The sequence below is a fragment of the Pseudobutyrivibrio sp. AR14 genome, assembly GCF_900101325.1.
GTDB lineage: Bacteria > Bacillota > Clostridia > Lachnospirales > Lachnospiraceae > Pseudobutyrivibrio.
The window spans coordinates 184,250-203,104 of the sequence record NZ_FMUY01000004.1 but is presented as its reverse complement, the minus strand read 5'-3'; the positions used below and the strand labels follow the sequence as shown (position 1 = coordinate 203,104).

The following is an 18,855-nucleotide window of genomic DNA, read 5'->3' as shown; positions in this document are numbered from 1 at the left end:
CTCCCTTGATAACATTAAAAAAAGTGCCTTTGAATGCTTGCATTCAAGGGCACTTCTTTTATTTCTTTTTCCCTGTAGCTTTTTTAATTCCGAAATATATGAGGCTTCCGATTACTACACCGGTTGTGTTTAAGATTAAGTCATCCACATCGCTGCAGTGGTCAAAGAAGAGCAGTTGAAATATTTCGATAAAAAGCGAAAAGCATCCGCCTGCCAGAATTGATTTTCCTATGGTATTAAGCTTTTTAAAGCAAAATGGCCACACGATTCCCACAGGAATAAACATGGCGATATTTCCGATTACGTTTGTCTTCCAACCATCATAAAAATCATTTACAAATGTAAAAGGCTTAAGGTTCATCCAGAAGGGCAAAATCCTTGAAGCATCAAAAACTATGGTTCCTAGGTGTCCATTTACAAGATGTAAAGGGAGCAGTACCATTCTTGAAATAACTACAATACAGATATAGACAAGGATGAGCTGTAACTCTCTTAAGATATTTAATTTTTTCGTTAAAAGAAAGACTGCTAATCTGGTAATAATCCAGCATAAAGTGATGAATCCAACAATCATATAAATATTTATTTCTAACATGTTTTCACTCCTTCTAATGTGTCACACTTGTGTCAAATATGAATATACTATATTATAAAATAATTAGAAGTCAACGGGAATTGCTAATGTGTCACATATTTACAATAGTGTAACACTTTATACAAATATACCATTGGGAGTGAGATTTATGAACAGAACTAACGGAAAAATCGCAGAGAAATCAAAAGAAGAAATGGGGAAGGCACTGCTTAAGTGCATGAATCTATATGATTTTGGAGAAATTACTGTTACACAGATAGCCCAGGAGGCAAAGTTGTCTCGAAGAACCTTTTACAGGCTTTTCTCAAGCAAGGAAGAACTACTTGTTTTTCTGTTTGAATCATGGTTTCAGGAATTTTTTTTACAGGTAAAGGAAAGAGACATTCATCATTATTGGGATGTGGTTAAATGTTATTTTGAGTTTTGTGAAGAACGAAAATCATTGCTTTTTCTTTTAAAACAACAAAATATCTTAAACTCTTTCTTTGATCATATGTATCAAAAATCGCTTCAGGTTATGGAGTATGTTCATACTAAGGAAAGGACACAGAGCATGGAAAAGGAGGTACCTTATCTTTTGGCCTATAGTGTGGGCGGAATGTTTTGCATGTTGATCAAGTGGGTTGATAATGACATGGATGAGCCTTCGGACAAATTAATTGAACTGTTAAAGAGAGGTTACACGTCGCCGAGGTTTTAGAAAGTTGACAGCAGACCGGACAGCGTTTTAGAACCGGCTCCATAGCGAATTAAAAGTTTTTTAACAAAATCGCTATAGGTTAGATGTTATAATTAATCTGTATCATAAACGTAAATTGTGTATTATTACAGAGGATGCAGATTGAAGAAAAGATACATTGTTATCATTAATATTTTGATAGTAGGTTTGATTCTTTTCATTATTGTAAAGTACGCCAATGACAGGGCGACAGAATCAAACCAGGCTTCAATTGCGTCTTTTGAGAAAATGACTACTACAACAGAACAGATTGTGGCCAACTATTTGGAGGACGAGCAGCATCTGTGTGATATTTGGGCTAATTACATCAATAGGTCAGCGGAGGCAGGGACTCCTATGACTGTTGATGAGGCCATTTCATATATTAGAAAAGCAAAAATTTCTCCTGAGATCTCAGGACATCTTATTTATATTGATGACGGCTCTATGGCAGGCATTTCTACAACGGCTAGTTCTACAGACCCGTCCAATTTCTCTGTAAAGTATACCCATATTAATATTTTTGAAAATCTAGAGATTAGCAACGTAGATGGTGTTGTTAATTTAACAAGGGCCTATACCAACCCTTTAAATGGCGTCCAGTCAATCGCTTTTTTGAATAACATAAAGGTGATGGATGGTGAAACAGGTAATATGCGAGATGCACTTATTATTCGCGTGGTACCGGTGAGCCGTCTAGAGCAGAAGCTGGTTTTCTTGAAGGGCGAGTATGAAAATGTTGAAATATCCCTTATCGATTGGGATGGCGACTACATGATTCATGGCAAATCCCTTAAAAATAGCAATTTCTTTGAATACTTTAAATCATACAATCCTATGTCCGCCCAGGAATATGAGAATGTGGTGGAGACAATCCGCACAGATATAGGCTCCATGCATATTCGTAATTCTAAAAATGAGGACAGTGTGATTGCCTACGCTCCTTTAAGTAATCTGGAGTCATGGTTTCTTGTGGCCTATATTCCAGCAAATGAACTGACGGTAAGCAGGTCTATTGACTGGATGATTTTAGGAATCGTCGCTTTAGGACTTATGATTCTTCTTCATTTCAACCTAATAATTCTCCACAACTATAATCGAAAGCTGGCTGTTGCAGCAGAGGCTGCAAATCAGGCCAATGAAGCAAAATCATATTTTCTTTCTACCATGTCCCATGATATCAGGACACCAATGAATGCCATAATTGGCATGAATGAAATGATTTTAAGGGACAGCCGGGATAATGATGTCCTTATGTATTCAGAAAATATTAGAGCAGCGGGAAATACCCTGCTTGGCATTATCAATGACATCCTTGATTTTTCCAAAATTGAGGCTGGAAAAATGGAAATCATTGATGTGGACTACAATTTTGCTTCCCTTTTAAATGACATTGTAAATATGGTGCAGAGGAAAGCAGAGGAAAAACAGCTTACTTTCAAGCTGGAGGTGGACAATAACATACCGCGATGCCTCCACGGCGATGAAATAAGGATTAAACAGGTCATCACTAATATTCTTTCAAACGCCGTCAAATATACAAAAGAAGGCACTGTGACTTTTTCAATAAATAGCAGTAAATGTGAGGATAGTCCAGATTATGTAAATCTACACGTCAGCGTGGCAGATACTGGAATTGGAATAAGGGAAGAGGACCTTCATAAGCTATTTGAAGCCTTTGAGAGAATTGAGGAAAAGAAGAATCGAAATATAGAAGGCACTGGCCTTGGAATGGCTATTGCCCAGAGTTTTCTTAATATGATGGATAGCAAAATCCAGGTGGAAAGTCAGTATGGAAAAGGCTCTGTATTTTCATTTGACTTGAGACAAAAGGTGGTGAAATGGGAGCCACTGGGTGAGTTTGATGCTGCTTTCAAAAGCTTTCTTAAAGAGCGTGAGAAATACAAAGTTTCCTTTGTGGCACCTGATGCAAGAATATTGGTGGTTGATGATAATGAAATCAACCTAAAGGTGTTTGTAAATCTTCTTAGACAGACCAAGATGCAGATAGATACGGCAGAAAGTGGAGACGCATGTATTGCTCTTTTCAAGCGTAATTTCTATGATGTGATTTTCCTAGATCACATGATGCCTAACAAGGATGGCATAGAGACCATTAGGGAAATGAAGGCCTATACCGACACGCCAAACAGTAAAACACCTATTATTTGTCTTACCGCAAATGCGGTATCAGGCATGCGAGAAATGTATATAAATGCCGGTTTTGATGACTATCTAACAAAACCAATTGATACGAAAAAGCTAGAAGGCATGCTGCTTACATATTTGTCTGCTGATTTAATAAAGGAAGTGGATGAAAAGAAGCAAAAGATTCTTGTAGTGGGTGAGAATATCGACTTTTTGAGAGGGGTTATGGCAAAGCTATCAGATCTTTATGAGGTGGCAGTTGCAAAATCTACAGAGCAGGCCCAGGGATATTTAAAGACTCATGAAGTGGATTTATTACTGGTGGATTACCAGATGCCAAAATTGACTGATGTTGATGAGGAAAAAATCATAGGGGCCCATTTCGAAGAAATGAATGTGGAAGAAGTGGCTTCCTTGGCAGATGATTATTTTTCTAAGGTTGATGATAGTGGAAAGGAGAAGACATGAATAGAGGAATTAAGACAATATTATCTATGACCCTTGTGGCAATGATGGGATTTAACTTGGCCAGCTGTGGACATGATCAGGGGCAGAATCAGAGCCAAGATCAAAGCTCAGAGCAAAGTGAACAGCATGAAGAAGCTAGCGAGGGCTTTTCTCCAAAATACTCATCTGACACTGAGTACAAGCTTTCTGTTGTTGGAACATATTCTAACTTTGAATCCCTCGAGAGTACTATCGACAGGTTCTACGAATATTATCCAAACGGGGAGATTACCTACACATTTTTGGACGACTACAGAAATACAATAGGGCCTGCCCTGGCTGGACAGGAGCCACCTGATATCTATGTGGTGCAGCCATGGATGTATGGGAATCCGCTATTTACATCACTATTTGACGATGCAGAAGTGCTCTCTGCTCCGGAGCTTGAAATCAATTTAGATTGTATACGTCCAAGCGTTCAGTGGGAGATGGATAATGGTCAAATAGTGGCTCTTCCAGTATTTGCCACATCCTATGGAATGCTTGTGAATATGGACATTTTCGAAAAGGAAGGCCTTGAGATTCCAGAGACATTTGATGAACTAAAAGTAGTATGTGAAAAGCTAAAAGATGCAGGCTATGCTTCTCCTGTCATGGGAGCAAACACTTCAACAACTCCAGGTATCGGCTACGCTTTTGCATATCCTATGTTTGCAAAAACTGTAAAAGATGATAGAAGCGTCGAGGATGACCTTAATAATCTGGTACCTTCTGCAGGTGAAGTCATGAGAGAGTCCCTTACTAGATTAAAGGAGCTTGTGGATTTAGGTTGCATAGATGTAGATAAATGTACAGCTGAAATTGAAGATGATTACAATGCAGTTATTATGAGATTTTTTGAGGGAGATGTTCCGATGATGCTTTGCTCTGGGGACGTTGTTTCTGGAACTAAAAAGAGAGAGAGTAAGTCAGAAGCATTTTCTGCTAAGCCTTTTAGATATGATTTTTATGTAGCACCTTCTGGAGACGAGGGCGGCTACTTTATGGATTCAATTTCCATATTATTCTGCGTAAACAAAAACAGCGCAACCTTAGATATGACCAATGAATTTATCAGATTCCTAACTAGTGATGATGAACTTGGACGCATGGCCCTGGAGAAAAGACTTATTACACCTACCAAGGATTATTCTCTTGATGAAGTCTATGCTTCCCTAGGGGATTTTCCTGAGGAGCGGACCGTAAACTTTAGGGATACAGAAATTCTCGACACGGCGGTAAAGCAGTTCAGAGCAGCGGCCTACGCAGTTGTTAACGGAGAGATGACCGTTGATGAAGCAGTGGCAGGCTACGGAACAATACCTACTGACTAACACAGATTAGAGAGAGCTTAGGATTTGTTTAGCTAGCTCTTTTGCCTCGTCGTAATCAAGATTGGAAACAAGCTTATCAAGAGCAGTAATTTTCTCCGAAAGTTCTTCATGGCATTTATAAGAAAAGAGCTGTTTTGTAGCCTCTTCTGCAGCGCCAAGATCAAAATCGTCCACTGCTTTAATAAGGGTGTTCAAGATATTTGACAGGGCATTTTTGTCAAAGCTTTTTTGACCGGTATTACCATTTGAAGCAAATGGCTGAAGATAAGGCTTTAGCGCCCTAAGAGAGTCAAGAATCCCTGGTGTAAGATTTTGTATTTCAGGTACATTGTTGTCCTTGCCTAGTTTTTCTAGGGTAAAGAAATCTTCACCTAAATCCATTGCCCCAATCATGCGGCAGGTGGTTTTTAGGGAATGGACCTGGACAGTAAAGTTTTGGATGTCCCCTTGCATCAGGTAGGATTCTACCAGATTGATTTTGTCATCCATTAGTTTGTATACATCGCCTAGAAGCTCTTTAAAGAGCTCCTCAGAGCCAGAGTTTTGGATAGCTTTTGTTATATCAATACCAGGAATATTAATGTTCATAAATGCCCCTCCATAATTTGAGTATACCACTATTAAATTAGGGTATAAACCATGGAAAATATCACCATTGGAAGGCATATCTTATAGGAGGTAGAAATGATTCCGCAGATTGTAGTTATTGATGATGATCCTATAATTTTAAAAAGAGCCTGGAACACTCTCACAAGTGCTGGCCTGAAGGTTGTGGCATTAAAATCCGGCAAAGCACTTTTGGAGTATATTAAAGACAATTCTGCTCCAGACCTTATTTTGATGGATATTAGTATGCCTGAAATGGATGGATTCGAAACGGTCAAGGCCCTTAAAAAGAGCGAGGCTGCTTGGAGAGATACCCCAGTGATTTTTCTCACAGGAAATGAGGATGAGGATACGGAGACAAAGGGACTTTCTCTTGGCGCCATGGATTTTATTAGAAAGCCATTTGTTGCCAGTGTCCTTGTGCTTAGGGTTAAGCACGCGGTGGAGCTTATAAGACTGCAAAGAAATCTTGAAAGTGTGGTAGACGAGAAGACAAAGGAAAATGAAAATCTTTTCTTGCACGTTGTGGAGAGTCTTGCAGACGCCATTGATGCCAAGGACAATTATACTAAAGGCCATTCCGGAAGAGTGGCAGCCTATTCCAAGGAAATCGCAAGAAGATACGGCTATGATGAAAAGCGACAGGAGAATATTTTCATGATGGGCCTTCTTCATGATGTTGGCAAGATTGGAGTTCCCGATGAAGTGATTAACAAGCCGGGAAGGCTTACGGATGAGGAGTTTGCCGCTATTAAAAAGCACCCTGGCATTGGCGGCAAGATTCTAGGCAATATAAAGGAAATGCCAGAGCTTGCAGCAGGGGCAAAATGGCATCATGAAAGGTACGATGGAAAAGGATATCCAGAGGGGATTTCTGGGGACGAAATCCCAGAGGAAGCTAGGATTATTGCTGTGGCTGATGCGTACGATGCCATGACTAGCAACCGAAGCTACAGAGGCGCCCTGCCTCTAGAAATAGTTCGCGGCGAAATAGAAAAGGGCAAAGGAAACCAGTTTGACCCTAGGTTTGCAGATATTATGCTTGAAATGATTGATGATGGCTCTATTTATAGAGTTGGTGGAGATGAGTCATAAGTTTTACATGACAGATAGTGCTATTATGTGGAACAGTGAACAATTTGTGTAATAAGAAAAAATCTGTTGACAAAGAGTATTTAAGACGTTATATTTATCTGCGAGTTATGATTTATATCTATTTTTTATCACTTTTTGTGACATGTCGTCACGACTTTCCAAATTTTTACTAGTTATATGACATGCGGGAGCTTTATGAGAAGTTTGGTTTTGAAATAGGTATAGGAGAAGCTTAGCATGGCGATACAGCTGTGCTAGGTTTGTTCTCCATTTTTTTTGTGTGTTAGTTTTTGCTGTAGTCTGCTTCAAGATGGATTATACTATAATACATAAGTTATAATATAAGACAAAAAGAACGGAGACATAAGCATGATATACATAGGATGCCACTTATCGGTGACAAATGGTTATGAGGCAATGGGACGTCAGATGACGGAATTTGGAGGCGATACTTTTGCTTGGTTTACGAGAAATCCAAGAGGCGGGAAGGCCAAAGAAATCGATGATGCAGACGTTAAAAAGCTTCAGGCTATTCTTGAGAAGGAGAAGTTTGGCAAACTGGTTGCTCATGCTAGCTATACAATGAATTTATGCTCTGCTAAGGAAGAGACTAGAGCCAATGGACTAGATATGCTTAAGCAGGACTTAAAGCGTATGGAGCAGGTGCCTAATCAGCTCTACAATTTTCATCCAGGTTCTCACACAGGTCAGGGACCGGAGATTGGGATACAGCAGATAGCAGATGGACTGAATGAGTCTCTTTGGCCTGAGATGAAGACTACAGTTTTGCTTGAGACTATGGCAGGCAAGGGCTCAGAGGTTGGAAAGACATTTGAGGAGCTCAGAGAAATTATCGATAGAACTACCCTTAATGAAAAGCTAGGTGTGTGCCTTGATACATGCCATATCTGGGATGGGGGATACGATATTGTAAATGATTTGGATGGAGTCCTTACAAAGTTTGACAAGGTTATAGGTCTAAATCGTCTTAAGGCTATCCATTTCAATGATAGTAAAAATGAATGTGGTGCAGCAAAGGACCGTCATGAGAAGCTGGGCCAGGGGTGTATTGGAATGGAGGCAATGAAGAGGATTGCACTTCATCCTGCTCTTCAGAATCTTCCATTTATTCTAGAGACTCCAAATGATGACCAGGGATACATCGAGGAAATCGCCTTGGTCAATTCATGGATAAATGATTAATTTTAGAGCAAGTTTTGTTGCAAAATATGCGGTAGTTGCAATAAAATGAACCTAGAGAAACTGTAGAAAAGACACAATTTTATAAACATATGATGGTACAATCAAAAGATAACAATGGATAATTGTTTATTTTAGCGAGGCATAAAATGGTTGAAATACCTAGTTGGCTGGTACTAAATTTTTTCACATCGTTCCTTCTGATTCTTCTTTTGGTGTTTCAGAACAAAACTTCCAGGTTGCAGAAAGGTCGTAAATACTCTGCAATTCTTACTTGTACGCTTATTTTACTAATTTCAGAATCTATAGGAAGAGTAGGAGAATACAATCCTGACAATCTCTTATTCTTGGCTAGAATCGGATATTTTCTGATTTTCATATTAGATCCGGTGGATATTTTATTTGCAGTTAACTACGTAGATTGCTGGATGGATAACGAAAATAGCAGGCCGCGCAAGAGATTCAAAAATGCCTTTAGAGCATTTGCAATCGCAAACGGTGTGTTTGTTACCCTATCATCATTTTTTAGACTTAGATGGTTTTTCTATTTTGAAGATGGATTATATTACAGAGGCAGTTTGTACATAATAAGAGCATTGCTTGTGATGCTGTTTATCGTTTTGCTTTTAGTATACACAGTGGTGTTTAGAAAAGATTTCATGAGCGAATACAAAAATATGATTTTGGTGCTCCCACTCTTTTCTCTGCTAGGTGCAGTATGCCAAGTGTTCTTTTATAACATGGATACCACTTATGCAGGAATATCCTTAGGGTGTTTGGTGCTGTTTTTCTTCTTCCAAAGCAATGACGTCAATATCGATTATTTATCTGGTGTGTTGAATCGACGTGGTATCGATATCAAGCTGGATGAGATGATAAAAAATAGCCAGTCCTCAGGCAAAAATTTTGCGGCTATTATGATGGATCTTGATAATTTCAAAACCATCAATGATACCTTTGGTCATGAAGAAGGCGACAAAGCCATAAAACAGATGGCTGATATTTTGACCAATTCCTTTGATGAAGATACATCAATTGGCAGATTCGGAGGGGATGAGTTCTTCGTAATTACGGATAATGTATCTAAAATTGAGCTTGATATGATTATCAATGAAGTGCGAGAAAAGCTTGCCCACATTAGGGACAAGCGTGGATGGGACAAAAATGTAGACATAAGCTGTGGATATTCTATTTATGTTTCAACCAGCAATATGGCTAGAGAAGAATTCGCTGAGATATTAGATGCTCTCATGTACAATGAAAAAGAAGAGCACCATAAAAATATGGAGCAATTGGTGGACGCTTAAAGATAATTCCACTACACATAGAATTTAGTGTTTTCAACCTCCCTTGATTCTAGTATAGTTAATCTATGAAACTAGAGGATAGGGAGGTTTTCTTGTGTTATACACTATTGAAAATGAAAAGATAAAATTAACAGTTGCCGACCACGGCGCAGAGATTAAGTCACTTATTAGAAAAGCTGATGGAAGAGAGCTTATGTGGCAGGCCGACGGCGCATTTTGGGCACGTACTTCTCCAGTACTTTTCCCACTTGTAGGCAATTATTATGGAAAGAAATCAATATATGCTGGCAAGACATATGAGATGGGTCAGCATGGATTTGCTAGAGATATGGATTTTACCCTTGTATCTCAGAGCGCAGATGAGCTTGTTTTTACATTAAAAGATAATGAGGAGACAAAGGAGAAATACCCATTTTCTTTCATCCTTACTCTTAGCTATAAGATTACAGATGGTACTGTAAATGTAGGTTGGCAGGTTGAAAATCCAAATGATTCTAAGATGTATTTTTCAATCGGAGGACATCCAGCATTTAACTGCGATTTAGATACATGGACTCTTAGATTTGAAAAAGCAGGAAAGGTAAATGATACAGTTACAGCATTTATCATTTCCTCAGATGGCAGCGGATGCCTAGGAGATGAGAAGGAGAAACTTGCCCTTGATAATGGCATTCTTCATATGTCTGATGAGCTTTTTAGCAGAGACGCTCTCATTATCGAAGACCGCCAGTCAGACCAGGTTACTCTTGTAAATCCAGAGGGTGTGGACCAGTTATCGGTAAAATTTGATGCACCACTTTTTGGAGTGTGGTCGCCAGTTGGCAAGCATGCACCATTTGTATGTATCGAGCCATGGTATGGACGTTGCGACAGAGTGGGATTTAATCAAAAGCTTGAGGAGAGAGAATACGGAAATACCCTTGAGGCAGGCGAAGTCTTCAAGACTTCCTACGATATTATTTGTAAATAAACAGCCTGATAGAACCCCTAAGATGTATAGAATAGCTTAGGGGTTTTATAGAATTTTTAAGCAGCTACATGGAGAATAAAATGAGAAAAATAGAGCATGCAACCAGAGCAGATGCAGAGGAAATATTAGCTCTTTATAGGACTCAGCTGGGAAGGCAGTACTGCCCATGGACAGAAGAATATCCCACCATGGATGAAATCGATTTTGATTTAGGTCGTGACTCTCTTTTTATTATGAGAGAGGGGGAGAAAATTATTGCCGCCATCTCTATTGATGATGATGAGCTGGTAAATGAATTGCCACATTGGACAAATGAATTGCAGCCAGGTGGGGAGCTTTCTCGCCTTGCGGTGGACCCGGAATTTCAGAGCCAAGGCATTGCCAAGGAAATGATTAACTACGGTATGAAGACCCTGAAGGAAAGAGATTTCAAAAGCCTTCATTTTCTTGTGAATCGCCATAACTTAAAGGCTATGAAGAGCTACGCAGCCTTTGGTTTTAACAAGGTGGGAGAATGTGAGCTTTACGACCAGCCTATGTTTTGCTATGAGATGAAGCTTTAGGGGGAGATATGATTGCAGAGGAAATCAAAGAAGGGCTGAATGCCCGCCAGGATGTGGAGTATAGAGATTTTCAGTCAAACCTGATTCCAAATGTTAGCATTGATTATTTTGTGGGAGTCAGGACACCTGAACTTAGAAAATATGCCAAGGAGCTTGGCAAAAGAGATGATGTGTCAGCATTTTTAGATCAGTTGCCACACCAGCTGTTTGATGAAAATCAACTTCATGCATTTATTATTTCAGATATGAAAGACTACGGAAAATGTATGGAGAGGCTCAATCAATTTTTACCTTATGTAAATAATTGGGCCACATGCGACCAGATGTCTCCAAAGATTTTTAAGAAGCATAAAAAAGAATTGCTACAGGAGATTGATACCTGGATAAAGTCCGATGAGACGTATACAATTCGTTTCGCCATTAAGATGCTGATGGAGCATTTTTTAGATGAGGATTTTGACATTAAGTATGCCAAGATGGTAGCTAAGGTGCGCTCTGAGGAGTACTACGTAAATATGATGATTGCCTGGTATTTTGCTACGGCACTAGCCAAACAATACGATAACATTTTGCCATTTATTACTGAAAAAAAGCTAGAAAAGTGGACTCACAACAAGACTATTCAAAAGGCTGTAGAAAGTTTTAGAATCACTCCAGAGCAAAAAACGTATTTACGAACTTTAAAAATAAAATAATTTAAACAAAAAGAATCCCCAGCAATTTTACTTGCTGGGGATTTGGCATTTAGGAAAAATCCTGTATAAAAAGGGGGAAAAATGGTTAGCCTTCAATGGCTATGTATTTTGTCTCATCTTGCTGAGGGATTGCTTCTTTCTTAGGAATATTCAAGCTAAGTACACCATCCTTAAAGGCTGCGTGAATATCTTCCTGAGTAACTGCATCGCCTACGTAGAAGCTACGGCTGCAAGAACCAGTGTAACGCTCGCGGCGGATGTATTTGCCGTCATCATCTTTTTCATCATTGTTCTGATTAGTCTCGGCTTTGATTGTGAGATAGCCATCCTTAAGCTCTGCTTTAATATCTTCTTTTGCAAATCCAGGAAGATTCATATCAACTTGATATCCATTTTCATTTTCTTTTACATCAGTTGTCATCATACGTGAGAAGTCATTGTCATATGAGTGACCAAAACCTGTTACACGTGGTACTGAGAAGAAATCATCCATAAAATCATTTGAAAAAATACTAGGCATTAACATAATTACTACCTCCTTAAATATATATGATATTGTAATAATCCCGTTAGGTGACTGATGGGTCAGTCAAGTTGGTTCAGGAACATTTTGTTTTTATTTGTTCCCTTGTTGTAACTATGTTATACACCCTGAATTAGCACTCGTCAATAGAGAGTGCTAATAATTTATAATTATTTAAGAATTATTTTATAAATTGTCAGATAATGAGCTTGGGGCGGTGAACTGGGATAAGAAAAACCGCCAAAGAAAAATCCCCTTGGCCAGGCCAAAGGGATAAAGGGGAACACATCCTAATTAGTTTAGGTGGTCATATAAAGTTAAGTCGTAGTGTTTTGAGTACATATCGTCTAGGGTATTTACATCAATGGCACCACTGAACATCAACTTGTCAAAAGTTTGGTTGAATGTATTTTTCATATAGTCCTGATAACTTAAGTAAGCGAAAGTCTCTATGATAGAGGCGTTAGGCTTAAAAATGGTATCAAGGTTTATGATGTCTTCGTTTGGTAAATATGTGCTAGTGCTAAGTGAGAAAAAGCGGACCAATATAATCGGGCAAACAGGTGTAGAACTGTCATGGAAAAAGGCGGTTACACGTACAGCCTCGTCCATTCCTCCGCTGAGAACATAGCTTCCAATCTCTTCTGAAGTAATGGCGTAGTTGGCATCCTTTACCTCATAATTATCATAATCCTGGAAAGAAAGCACTGGCTCAGTTTTCCTTCCTTCGGTCTGTCTAGATTGATAAGTAAATTTATCTGCAGCAGTGGAAATCTTTTGAAGCTCGCTAAAAAGACCCATGTTTCCAATAGTGATAGCAGTATGGCGGGCAAATTCAATGAGCTCTATAAAGTTGTAAATTTTGTCGTCGGAAAAATCTGCAGGTTTAATGGCATCGATACTAGAGTCGCTAAAGAGCAGGTCGTTGTTGTTGTCTCGAATGTAAGAAATGGCTTTTTGAAATTCAGTGAAGCGACATCTGTGTAAATCAATATCCCGTAGGTCGTCCATAGATAACGGGACTTCTATTTCGTTGTCATTATTTGTCTCAATCTGATAATTCAGATGAGTCTTGAATAATATGTCATTCATAACCATATGACACCCTCCCACTTATAAGTATAATACCATATTTTGTACCAGTGGGGTAGTGTGACACTATATGTAGAATAAACTTTGTGTAAATATACTAAAATGGAGGGCGGGGAATTAGCGATATAATATAACGATTTGGCGTTATTTGGCTCTATTTGGCCCCAAATATCTCAACTGTAAGGTTTAATTTGCCCTTTTTTGAAAGTCCTCCCTCAGAGACAATGTTGAATTTTCCAAATCCACGGACTGAAACAGAGTCCCCAGCGGCTAGGATTTTATCGTTATTTTCTACGATGTGGCCGTTAACAGATACCTTTTTTTCGGTGAAATAAGGGATAGTATCCTTGCGGCTTAGGTTGTAAACTCGTGCGATGATTGCATCAGCCCTAGGAGATGCCACCTGGATAGTGGATTCCTTGAGATTGGCCTGCTTGTAGGACTCTGGCAGTTCAGAAAAAGAACATTTTACTGAGTTGCGGCCCACTGAGACAAAGTTTTCCAAAAGGTAATCGGCGGTGGATTCGTCTGCGTACATGTAGGCGTCCATGCCATCGACGAAGATGTCACCGAATTTTTTCCTATCTATTCCAAGGCTCATAAGGCTGCCTAGGTAGTCACGGTGGGTGTAAGCCTTGGCAAATTTCTTGGCAAGTGGCTCAATCTTGATACATTTAATAGGAAAAACTACTTCATAGCCAAAGTCTTTTTCGCTGCCAAAACGCACCATTTTTCTCTCGCAATTTTCATAGCCACCAAACAAATCGTAGGCGATAGGGGCAAATGATTTATCCCTAGTAGCCTGGAAAAATAGGTCCTGCTGGCTGAGACTCAAAAAGTCGGAAAACACGTAAATGTTATTTTTGTAAGCCCTGTTTGAAAGCTCAATTATTCTATTGTAAAGGATTTGATCCTGCTCGTTCATGGTTACCTCGTGAAATAGTTTCATATATAAAATGTGTAACTAGCCGTTACTGTAGGGATTATATAATAATATCCCCTGTTATTGCAAAATAGGCTTTAAAAAACTATTGGAAAATGTCAAAATATTTTTTGAGAAACATTTTTTCTTCCTATATAAAGGAACTTTTGTTAGGGAGAATAAGAGAATAAAAACATACGAGGATAATGAGATGATAGAAGATAAGAACCTAGAATGGAAAGAAGTAAAATGCCAGCACATTGTTCAGGATGAGTACATAGATTTCAGAAGAAGCGATTACTTGCTTCCTGATGGTACAGTTTTCGGCCCATATTATAGTTATAGCCGCAGGGATTATGTGGTTATTGTTGCTATTGATGAGGATGGAAAGTACATCTGTGTTAAGCAGTTCCGCCATGGAATCAAGAGAGTGACAGTTGAGTTTTGCGCTGGCGGACTTGAGCGTGAGGACGGCAAGGAATACGGAGACCGTGGAGCTGCAGGAAAGGCTGAGTCGGCACTTGATGCAGCTAAAAGAGAACTTATGGAGGAGACAGGATATGAGTCAGATGACTGGAAATTCTTATTGTCAATTCCATCCAATCCTACCATAGCAGACAACTATGCCAATATTTTCTTGGCAAAAAATTGTCACAAGGTAAGTGGCCAGAATCTGGATGACACAGAGTTTTTAAATGTTGACCTATATACAAAAGAAGAGATTGATGCACTGATTGAGGCGGGAGATTTTCCACAGGTATCTCATGTGTTGGCCCTTCTTTTGGCGGAGAAGAATTAATGATAATAAATACAGGACAGAGGACTGATATTCCTGCATTTTATCCTGAGTGGTTTGCCAACAGATTAAGGGAGGGATTTGTCATGGTGAGAAATCCATACAACCCTCTGCAGGTGAGTCGATATAGGTTGGATAGAGAAGTGGTGGATGTCATTGGATTTTGCAGCAAGAATCCGGGGCCATTTTTTAAATACATGGATTTGCTGGATGGCTATGGGCAGTTTTGGTATGTGACTATAACTGGCTATGGCAAGGACATAGAGCCTGGGGTGCCGGATAAGGAGAAGGTCATGGAGGATTTTAAGTGGCTTTCTAAAAGAGTCGGGATTAATTCTGTGGGATGGCGCTACGACCCAATTTTTGTGGATGAAAAATACACTGTAGACTATCATTTGCAAAGATTTCAGGAGATGGCCGCCAATCTAGAGGGGTACACCAATCGAGTGGTTATCAGCTTCATAGATATATATGAAAAGGTAAAACGCAATTTCCCAGAGGCCAAGGGTGTTACTGCCGAAGAAAAGGTGTACCTGGGACAGAAAATGGTGGAGATAGCAGCAGCCCATGACATGGTGGTAAAGCCATGTGCAGAAGGTGATTTTCTGGCAAAATACGGAGCTGACTGCGGAGGCTGCATGACTATAGCTGACTATGAAAAAGCAATTGGCAAAAGCCTTGTAGTTCCAAAATCCAAGAACAAGCCAGCCAGAGAAAATTGCTCCTGCTACATCACAGCAGACATAGGAGCCTACGACACCTGTGCCCATTTCTGTAAATACTGCTACGCCAACAATGATATAAATCAAGTCAGAATCAACAGAGGATTCCACGATGTGAATTCTCCTCTTTTAATAGGAAACATAGGGCCAGATGATATTGTGACTGAGGCTGAGCAGCGCAGCTGGGTAGATAATCAGATGAATATTTTTCAGTTTATATAAGGTCTAGCTTGCCGGAATTATTAAATAATTATAAATTATTAGCACTCTCTCTTGATGAGTGCTAATTTTTATGTTAAAACATAATTAGAAAATTTGTGATAGTAATTTACAGGGAGAACACCAAGGGTTTAGGAGGTGAGAATATGAACATTCAGAAATTTACGCAGAAATCAATTGAGGCAATCAATGCCTGTGAAAAGATAGCAATGGATTATGGGAATCAGGAGCTGGAGCAGGAGCATCTTTTGATGGCGCTGTTGCGTCAGGAGAATGGATTGATTCCTTCATTGATTAGCAAGATGAATATAGATGTGGGCCAGTTTGAAAGTGCTGTGGATGCAGCTCTTCAGGCTAGAGTGAAGGTTCAAGGGGGCGACCTGAGAGTCGGTCAGCACCTTAATTACACGCTTACTTACGCTGAGGACGAGGCAAAGGCAATGCGAGATAGCTACGTTTCTGTAGAGCATCTTATGCTTGCCATGATTAAAAAGCCTAGTACTCCAGTGAAAAATATTTTCAAGCAGTTTGGAATCAATAGAGATACATTTCTTGCTGTACTTGCAACAGTTAGGGGAAATCAAACCGTAAATACGGATAATCCAGAAGCTACATATGACACTCTTGAAAAGTACGGCTATGATTTGGTAGAGCGAGCTAGAGAGAACAAGCTTGATCCAGTAATTGGTCGTGATGAAGAGATTAGAAATGTGATCAGAATCTTAAGTCGTAAGACTAAGAACAATCCGGTTCTTATCGGTGAGCCTGGTGTTGGTAAGACTGCAGTAGTAGAGGGACTAGCTCAGCGAATCGTCAGAGGAGATGTGCCAGATGGCCTTAAAAATAAAAAGGTATTCTCACTTGAAATCGGCTCTATGATTGCCGGCGCAAAATATCAGGGTGAATTCGAGGAAAGATTAAAGGCAGTCCTTGATGAAATCAAGAATTCTGACGGCGAGATTATTCTTTTCATAGATGAGCTTCACACAATCATCGGTGCAGGTAAAAATGGAAGTGGCGGATTGGATGCAGGCAATATGTTAAAGCCAATGCTTGCCCGTGGTGAGCTTCATTGTATCGGTGCCACAACACTTGATGAGTACAGAGAGTACATTGAAAAGGATGCAGCTCTTGAGAGACGTTTCCAGCCTGTAATGGTTGACGAGCCAACTGTAGAGGATACCATTTCAATTCTCCGTGGACTTAAGGAAAGATACGAGGTTTTCCACGGCGTAAAAATTACAGATGGCGCACTTGTAAGTGCAGCAACACTTTCTAATAGATATATATCCGATAGATTCCTTCCTGATAAGGCAATTGACCTTGTGGATGAGGCGTGTGCTCTTATTAAGACAGAGCTTGACTCTATGCCAGCAGAGCTTGATGAGATGAATCGTCGAGTTATGCAGCTTGAGATTGAGGAGGCCGCTCTTAAGAAGGAAAAGGACAAGCTTTCTCAGGATAGACTGGCAGATATTCAAAAGGAGCTTTCAGAGCTTAGAGACGAGTACAATACAAAGAAGGCTGCTTGGGACAATGAGAAAAAGCTGGTTGAGGATGTGGCAAAGGCCAAGGAAGAGCTTGATGATGTTCAGGGTCAGATAAAGATTGCTCAGCAAAAATACGACTTGGAGGAGGCTGCCAAGCTTCAGTACGGCAGACTTCCAGAACTACAGGCACAGCTTGCAGAAGCTGAGGAGAAGCTTAAGAGCAGAAATGAAAGTCTTGTACATGAGAATGTTTCTGAAGAGGAAATCGCCCGAATCATTTCTCGGTGGACAGGTATTCCTGTTGCTAAATTAAATGAGACTGAGCGTAGCAAGACACTTCATCTGGATGAGGAACTTCACAAGAGAGTAATGGGTCAGGACGATGCAGTAAAGCTTGTTTCAGAGGCGATTATTCGTTCAAAAGCTGGTATCAAAGACCCTAGCAAGCCAATCGGTTCATTCTTATTCTTAGGTCCTACAGGTGTTGGTAAGACAGAGCTTGCAAAGACACTTGCCCAGGCACTTTTCGATGATGAGAATGCAATGGTTAGACTTGATATGTCTGAGTACATGGAGAAGTTCAGCGTGAGCCGACTTATCGGAGCGCCTCCAGGATATGTAGGATACGATGAGGGCGGTCAGCTTACAGAGGCAGTTAGACGTAAGCCATATTCGGTAGTACTTTTTGATGAGGTTGAGAAGGCCCATCCTGATGTATTTAACGTACTGCTTCAGGTCCTTGATGATGGTCGTATCACTGATTCTCAGGGTAGAACAGTGGATTTCAAGAATACAATCATTATCCTTACAAGTAATATTGGTTCCCAGTATCTTCTTGAGGGAATCGATGGTGTGACAGGTGAGATTACAAAGGAAACAAATGACCTTGTAATGAATGACTTAAGAAATTCATTTAGACCAGAGTTTTTAAATCGTCTTGATGAGATTATTATGTTCAAGCCACTCACAAAGGACAACATTGGTGGAATCGTAGATCTTATTATAGAAGAGCTTAATGGCAGACTTGCTGACAGACAGCTTCGCATTCACCTTACAGATGCAGCAAAGCAGTTTGTTATAGACCAGGGCTATGATCCAGTTTATGGCGCTAGACCACTTCGCAGATACATCCAGAAAAATGTGGAGACAATGGCGGCTAAAATCATTCTCGCAGGAGATATTAGCGAGGGTACTGTCATTACAATCGATTCAGACGGAAGTCAACTTTTGGCTAAATAAAGGGCTTTAGAGCAGATTGTACATAATAAAAAACTTTCTCAGACGGACAAATGTCCGCTGTAGGCAAAATAATTGTTGTTTTTAGAATATAATTAGTGTATAGTATCAAAGGTAAATGCTTTAGTTAGTTAAAGT

The 18,855-nt window shown here is 39.7% G+C and carries 17 protein-coding genes; 12 read left to right on the top strand and 5 right to left on the bottom strand.

What is annotated here, in order from left to right; translation table 11 throughout:
- Positions 1-58: 58 nt before the first annotated feature.
- The gene (locus tag BLP50_RS05355; protein WP_090152135.1) at positions 59-595 is read right to left on the bottom strand and encodes a VanZ family protein; all 537 of its coding nucleotides are present in this window, start codon (positions 593-595) and stop codon (positions 59-61) included.
- Positions 596-743: 148 nt separating this feature from the next.
- Between BLP50_RS05355 and BLP50_RS05350 the strand changes: the two genes are divergently transcribed.
- The 3 genes from BLP50_RS05350 to BLP50_RS05340 all read left to right on the top strand — a co-directional run bounded on the left by BLP50_RS05350 (position 744) and on the right by BLP50_RS05340 (position 5,281).
- Entirely contained in the window at positions 744-1,295 is a 552-nt protein-coding gene (locus BLP50_RS05350; protein ID WP_090152132.1) for a TetR/AcrR family transcriptional regulator, read from the top strand.
- 141 nt (positions 1,296-1,436) lie between these two features.
- On the top strand, positions 1,437-3,929 hold the full coding sequence (locus tag BLP50_RS05345; protein WP_090152129.1) for a response regulator: 2,493 nt from the start codon (positions 1,437-1,439) through the stop codon (positions 3,927-3,929).
- Entirely contained in the window at positions 3,926-5,281 is a 1,356-nt protein-coding gene (locus BLP50_RS05340; RefSeq protein WP_090152126.1) for an ABC transporter substrate-binding protein, read from the top strand. Before BLP50_RS05345 ends, BLP50_RS05340 begins: the two co-directional genes overlap by 4 nt.
- Positions 5,282-5,287: 6 nt before the next feature.
- Here BLP50_RS05340 and BLP50_RS05335 read toward each other — a convergent pair whose 3' ends face one another.
- Positions 5,288-5,869 carry an Hpt domain-containing protein gene (locus BLP50_RS05335; protein ID WP_090152123.1) on the bottom strand — a complete coding sequence of 194 codons (582 nt, stop codon included), beginning with the start codon at positions 5,867-5,869 and terminating at the stop codon, positions 5,288-5,290.
- 96 nt (positions 5,870-5,965) lie between these two features.
- Here BLP50_RS05335 and BLP50_RS05330 point away from each other — a divergent pair, with 96 nt between their 5' ends.
- The 6 genes from BLP50_RS05330 (at position 5,966) to BLP50_RS05305 (ending at position 11,717) form a co-directional block, all read left to right on the top strand.
- Positions 5,966-6,982 carry an HD domain-containing phosphohydrolase gene (locus tag BLP50_RS05330; RefSeq protein WP_090152120.1) on the top strand — a complete coding sequence of 339 codons (1,017 nt, stop codon included), beginning with the start codon at positions 5,966-5,968 and terminating at the stop codon, positions 6,980-6,982.
- Positions 6,983-7,351: 369 nt separating this feature from the next.
- Entirely contained in the window at positions 7,352-8,185 is an 834-nt protein-coding gene (locus BLP50_RS05325; RefSeq protein WP_090152118.1) for a deoxyribonuclease IV, read from the top strand.
- Positions 8,186-8,397: 212 nt separating this feature from the next.
- Positions 8,398-9,489 carry a GGDEF domain-containing protein gene (locus tag BLP50_RS05320; RefSeq protein WP_176753694.1) on the top strand — a complete coding sequence of 364 codons (1,092 nt, stop codon included), beginning with the start codon at positions 8,398-8,400 and terminating at the stop codon, positions 9,487-9,489.
- Between the two features lie 94 nt (positions 9,490-9,583).
- The gene (locus tag BLP50_RS05315) at positions 9,584-10,459 is read left to right on the top strand and encodes an aldose 1-epimerase family protein (protein ID WP_090152114.1); all 876 of its coding nucleotides are present in this window, start codon (positions 9,584-9,586) and stop codon (positions 10,457-10,459) included.
- Positions 10,460-10,539: 80 nt separating this feature from the next.
- On the top strand, positions 10,540-11,022 hold the full coding sequence (locus BLP50_RS05310; RefSeq protein WP_090152112.1) for a GNAT family N-acetyltransferase: 483 nt from the start codon (positions 10,540-10,542) through the stop codon (positions 11,020-11,022).
- Between the two features lie 8 nt (positions 11,023-11,030).
- A complete protein-coding gene (locus BLP50_RS05305) occupies positions 11,031-11,717 on the top strand; it encodes a DNA alkylation repair protein (RefSeq protein WP_090152110.1) in 687 nt (228 codons plus the stop codon).
- A gap of 85 nt (positions 11,718-11,802) precedes the next feature.
- On the opposite strand, the gene BLP50_RS05300 is transcribed toward BLP50_RS05305, so the two are convergent.
- The 3 genes from BLP50_RS05300 to BLP50_RS05290 all read right to left on the bottom strand — a co-directional run bounded on the left by BLP50_RS05300 (position 11,803) and on the right by BLP50_RS05290 (position 14,257).
- Positions 11,803-12,243, bottom strand: a complete 441-nt coding sequence (locus BLP50_RS05300; RefSeq protein ID WP_090152108.1) for an Hsp20/alpha crystallin family protein — start codon at positions 12,241-12,243, stop codon at positions 11,803-11,805.
- Positions 12,244-12,534: 291 nt separating this feature from the next.
- Positions 12,535-13,332 carry a hypothetical protein gene (locus BLP50_RS05295; RefSeq protein WP_143001124.1) on the bottom strand — a complete coding sequence of 266 codons (798 nt, stop codon included), beginning with the start codon at positions 13,330-13,332 and terminating at the stop codon, positions 12,535-12,537.
- Between the two features lie 154 nt (positions 13,333-13,486).
- The gene (locus BLP50_RS05290; protein WP_090152102.1) at positions 13,487-14,257 is read right to left on the bottom strand and encodes a YlmH/Sll1252 family protein; all 771 of its coding nucleotides are present in this window, start codon (positions 14,255-14,257) and stop codon (positions 13,487-13,489) included.
- Between the two features lie 208 nt (positions 14,258-14,465).
- On the opposite strand from BLP50_RS05290, the gene BLP50_RS05285 reads away from it, so the two are divergent.
- The 3 genes from BLP50_RS05285 to clpB all read left to right on the top strand — a co-directional run bounded on the left by BLP50_RS05285 (position 14,466) and on the right by clpB (position 18,720).
- Complete coding sequence (locus tag BLP50_RS05285; protein ID WP_090152100.1) at positions 14,466-15,053, top strand: NUDIX hydrolase; 588 nt, start codon at positions 14,466-14,468, stop codon at positions 15,051-15,053.
- A complete protein-coding gene (locus tag BLP50_RS05280) occupies positions 15,053-15,994 on the top strand; it encodes a DUF1848 domain-containing protein (protein WP_090152098.1) in 942 nt (313 codons plus the stop codon). The genes BLP50_RS05285 and BLP50_RS05280 overlap by 1 nt, the downstream gene beginning before the upstream one ends.
- Before the next feature lie 143 nt (positions 15,995-16,137).
- Positions 16,138-18,720: an ATP-dependent chaperone ClpB gene (gene clpB / locus BLP50_RS05275; RefSeq protein ID WP_090152096.1), complete on the top strand. Its 2,583-nt coding sequence runs from the start codon at positions 16,138-16,140 to the stop codon at positions 18,718-18,720.
- Positions 18,721-18,855 lie beyond the last annotated feature (135 nt).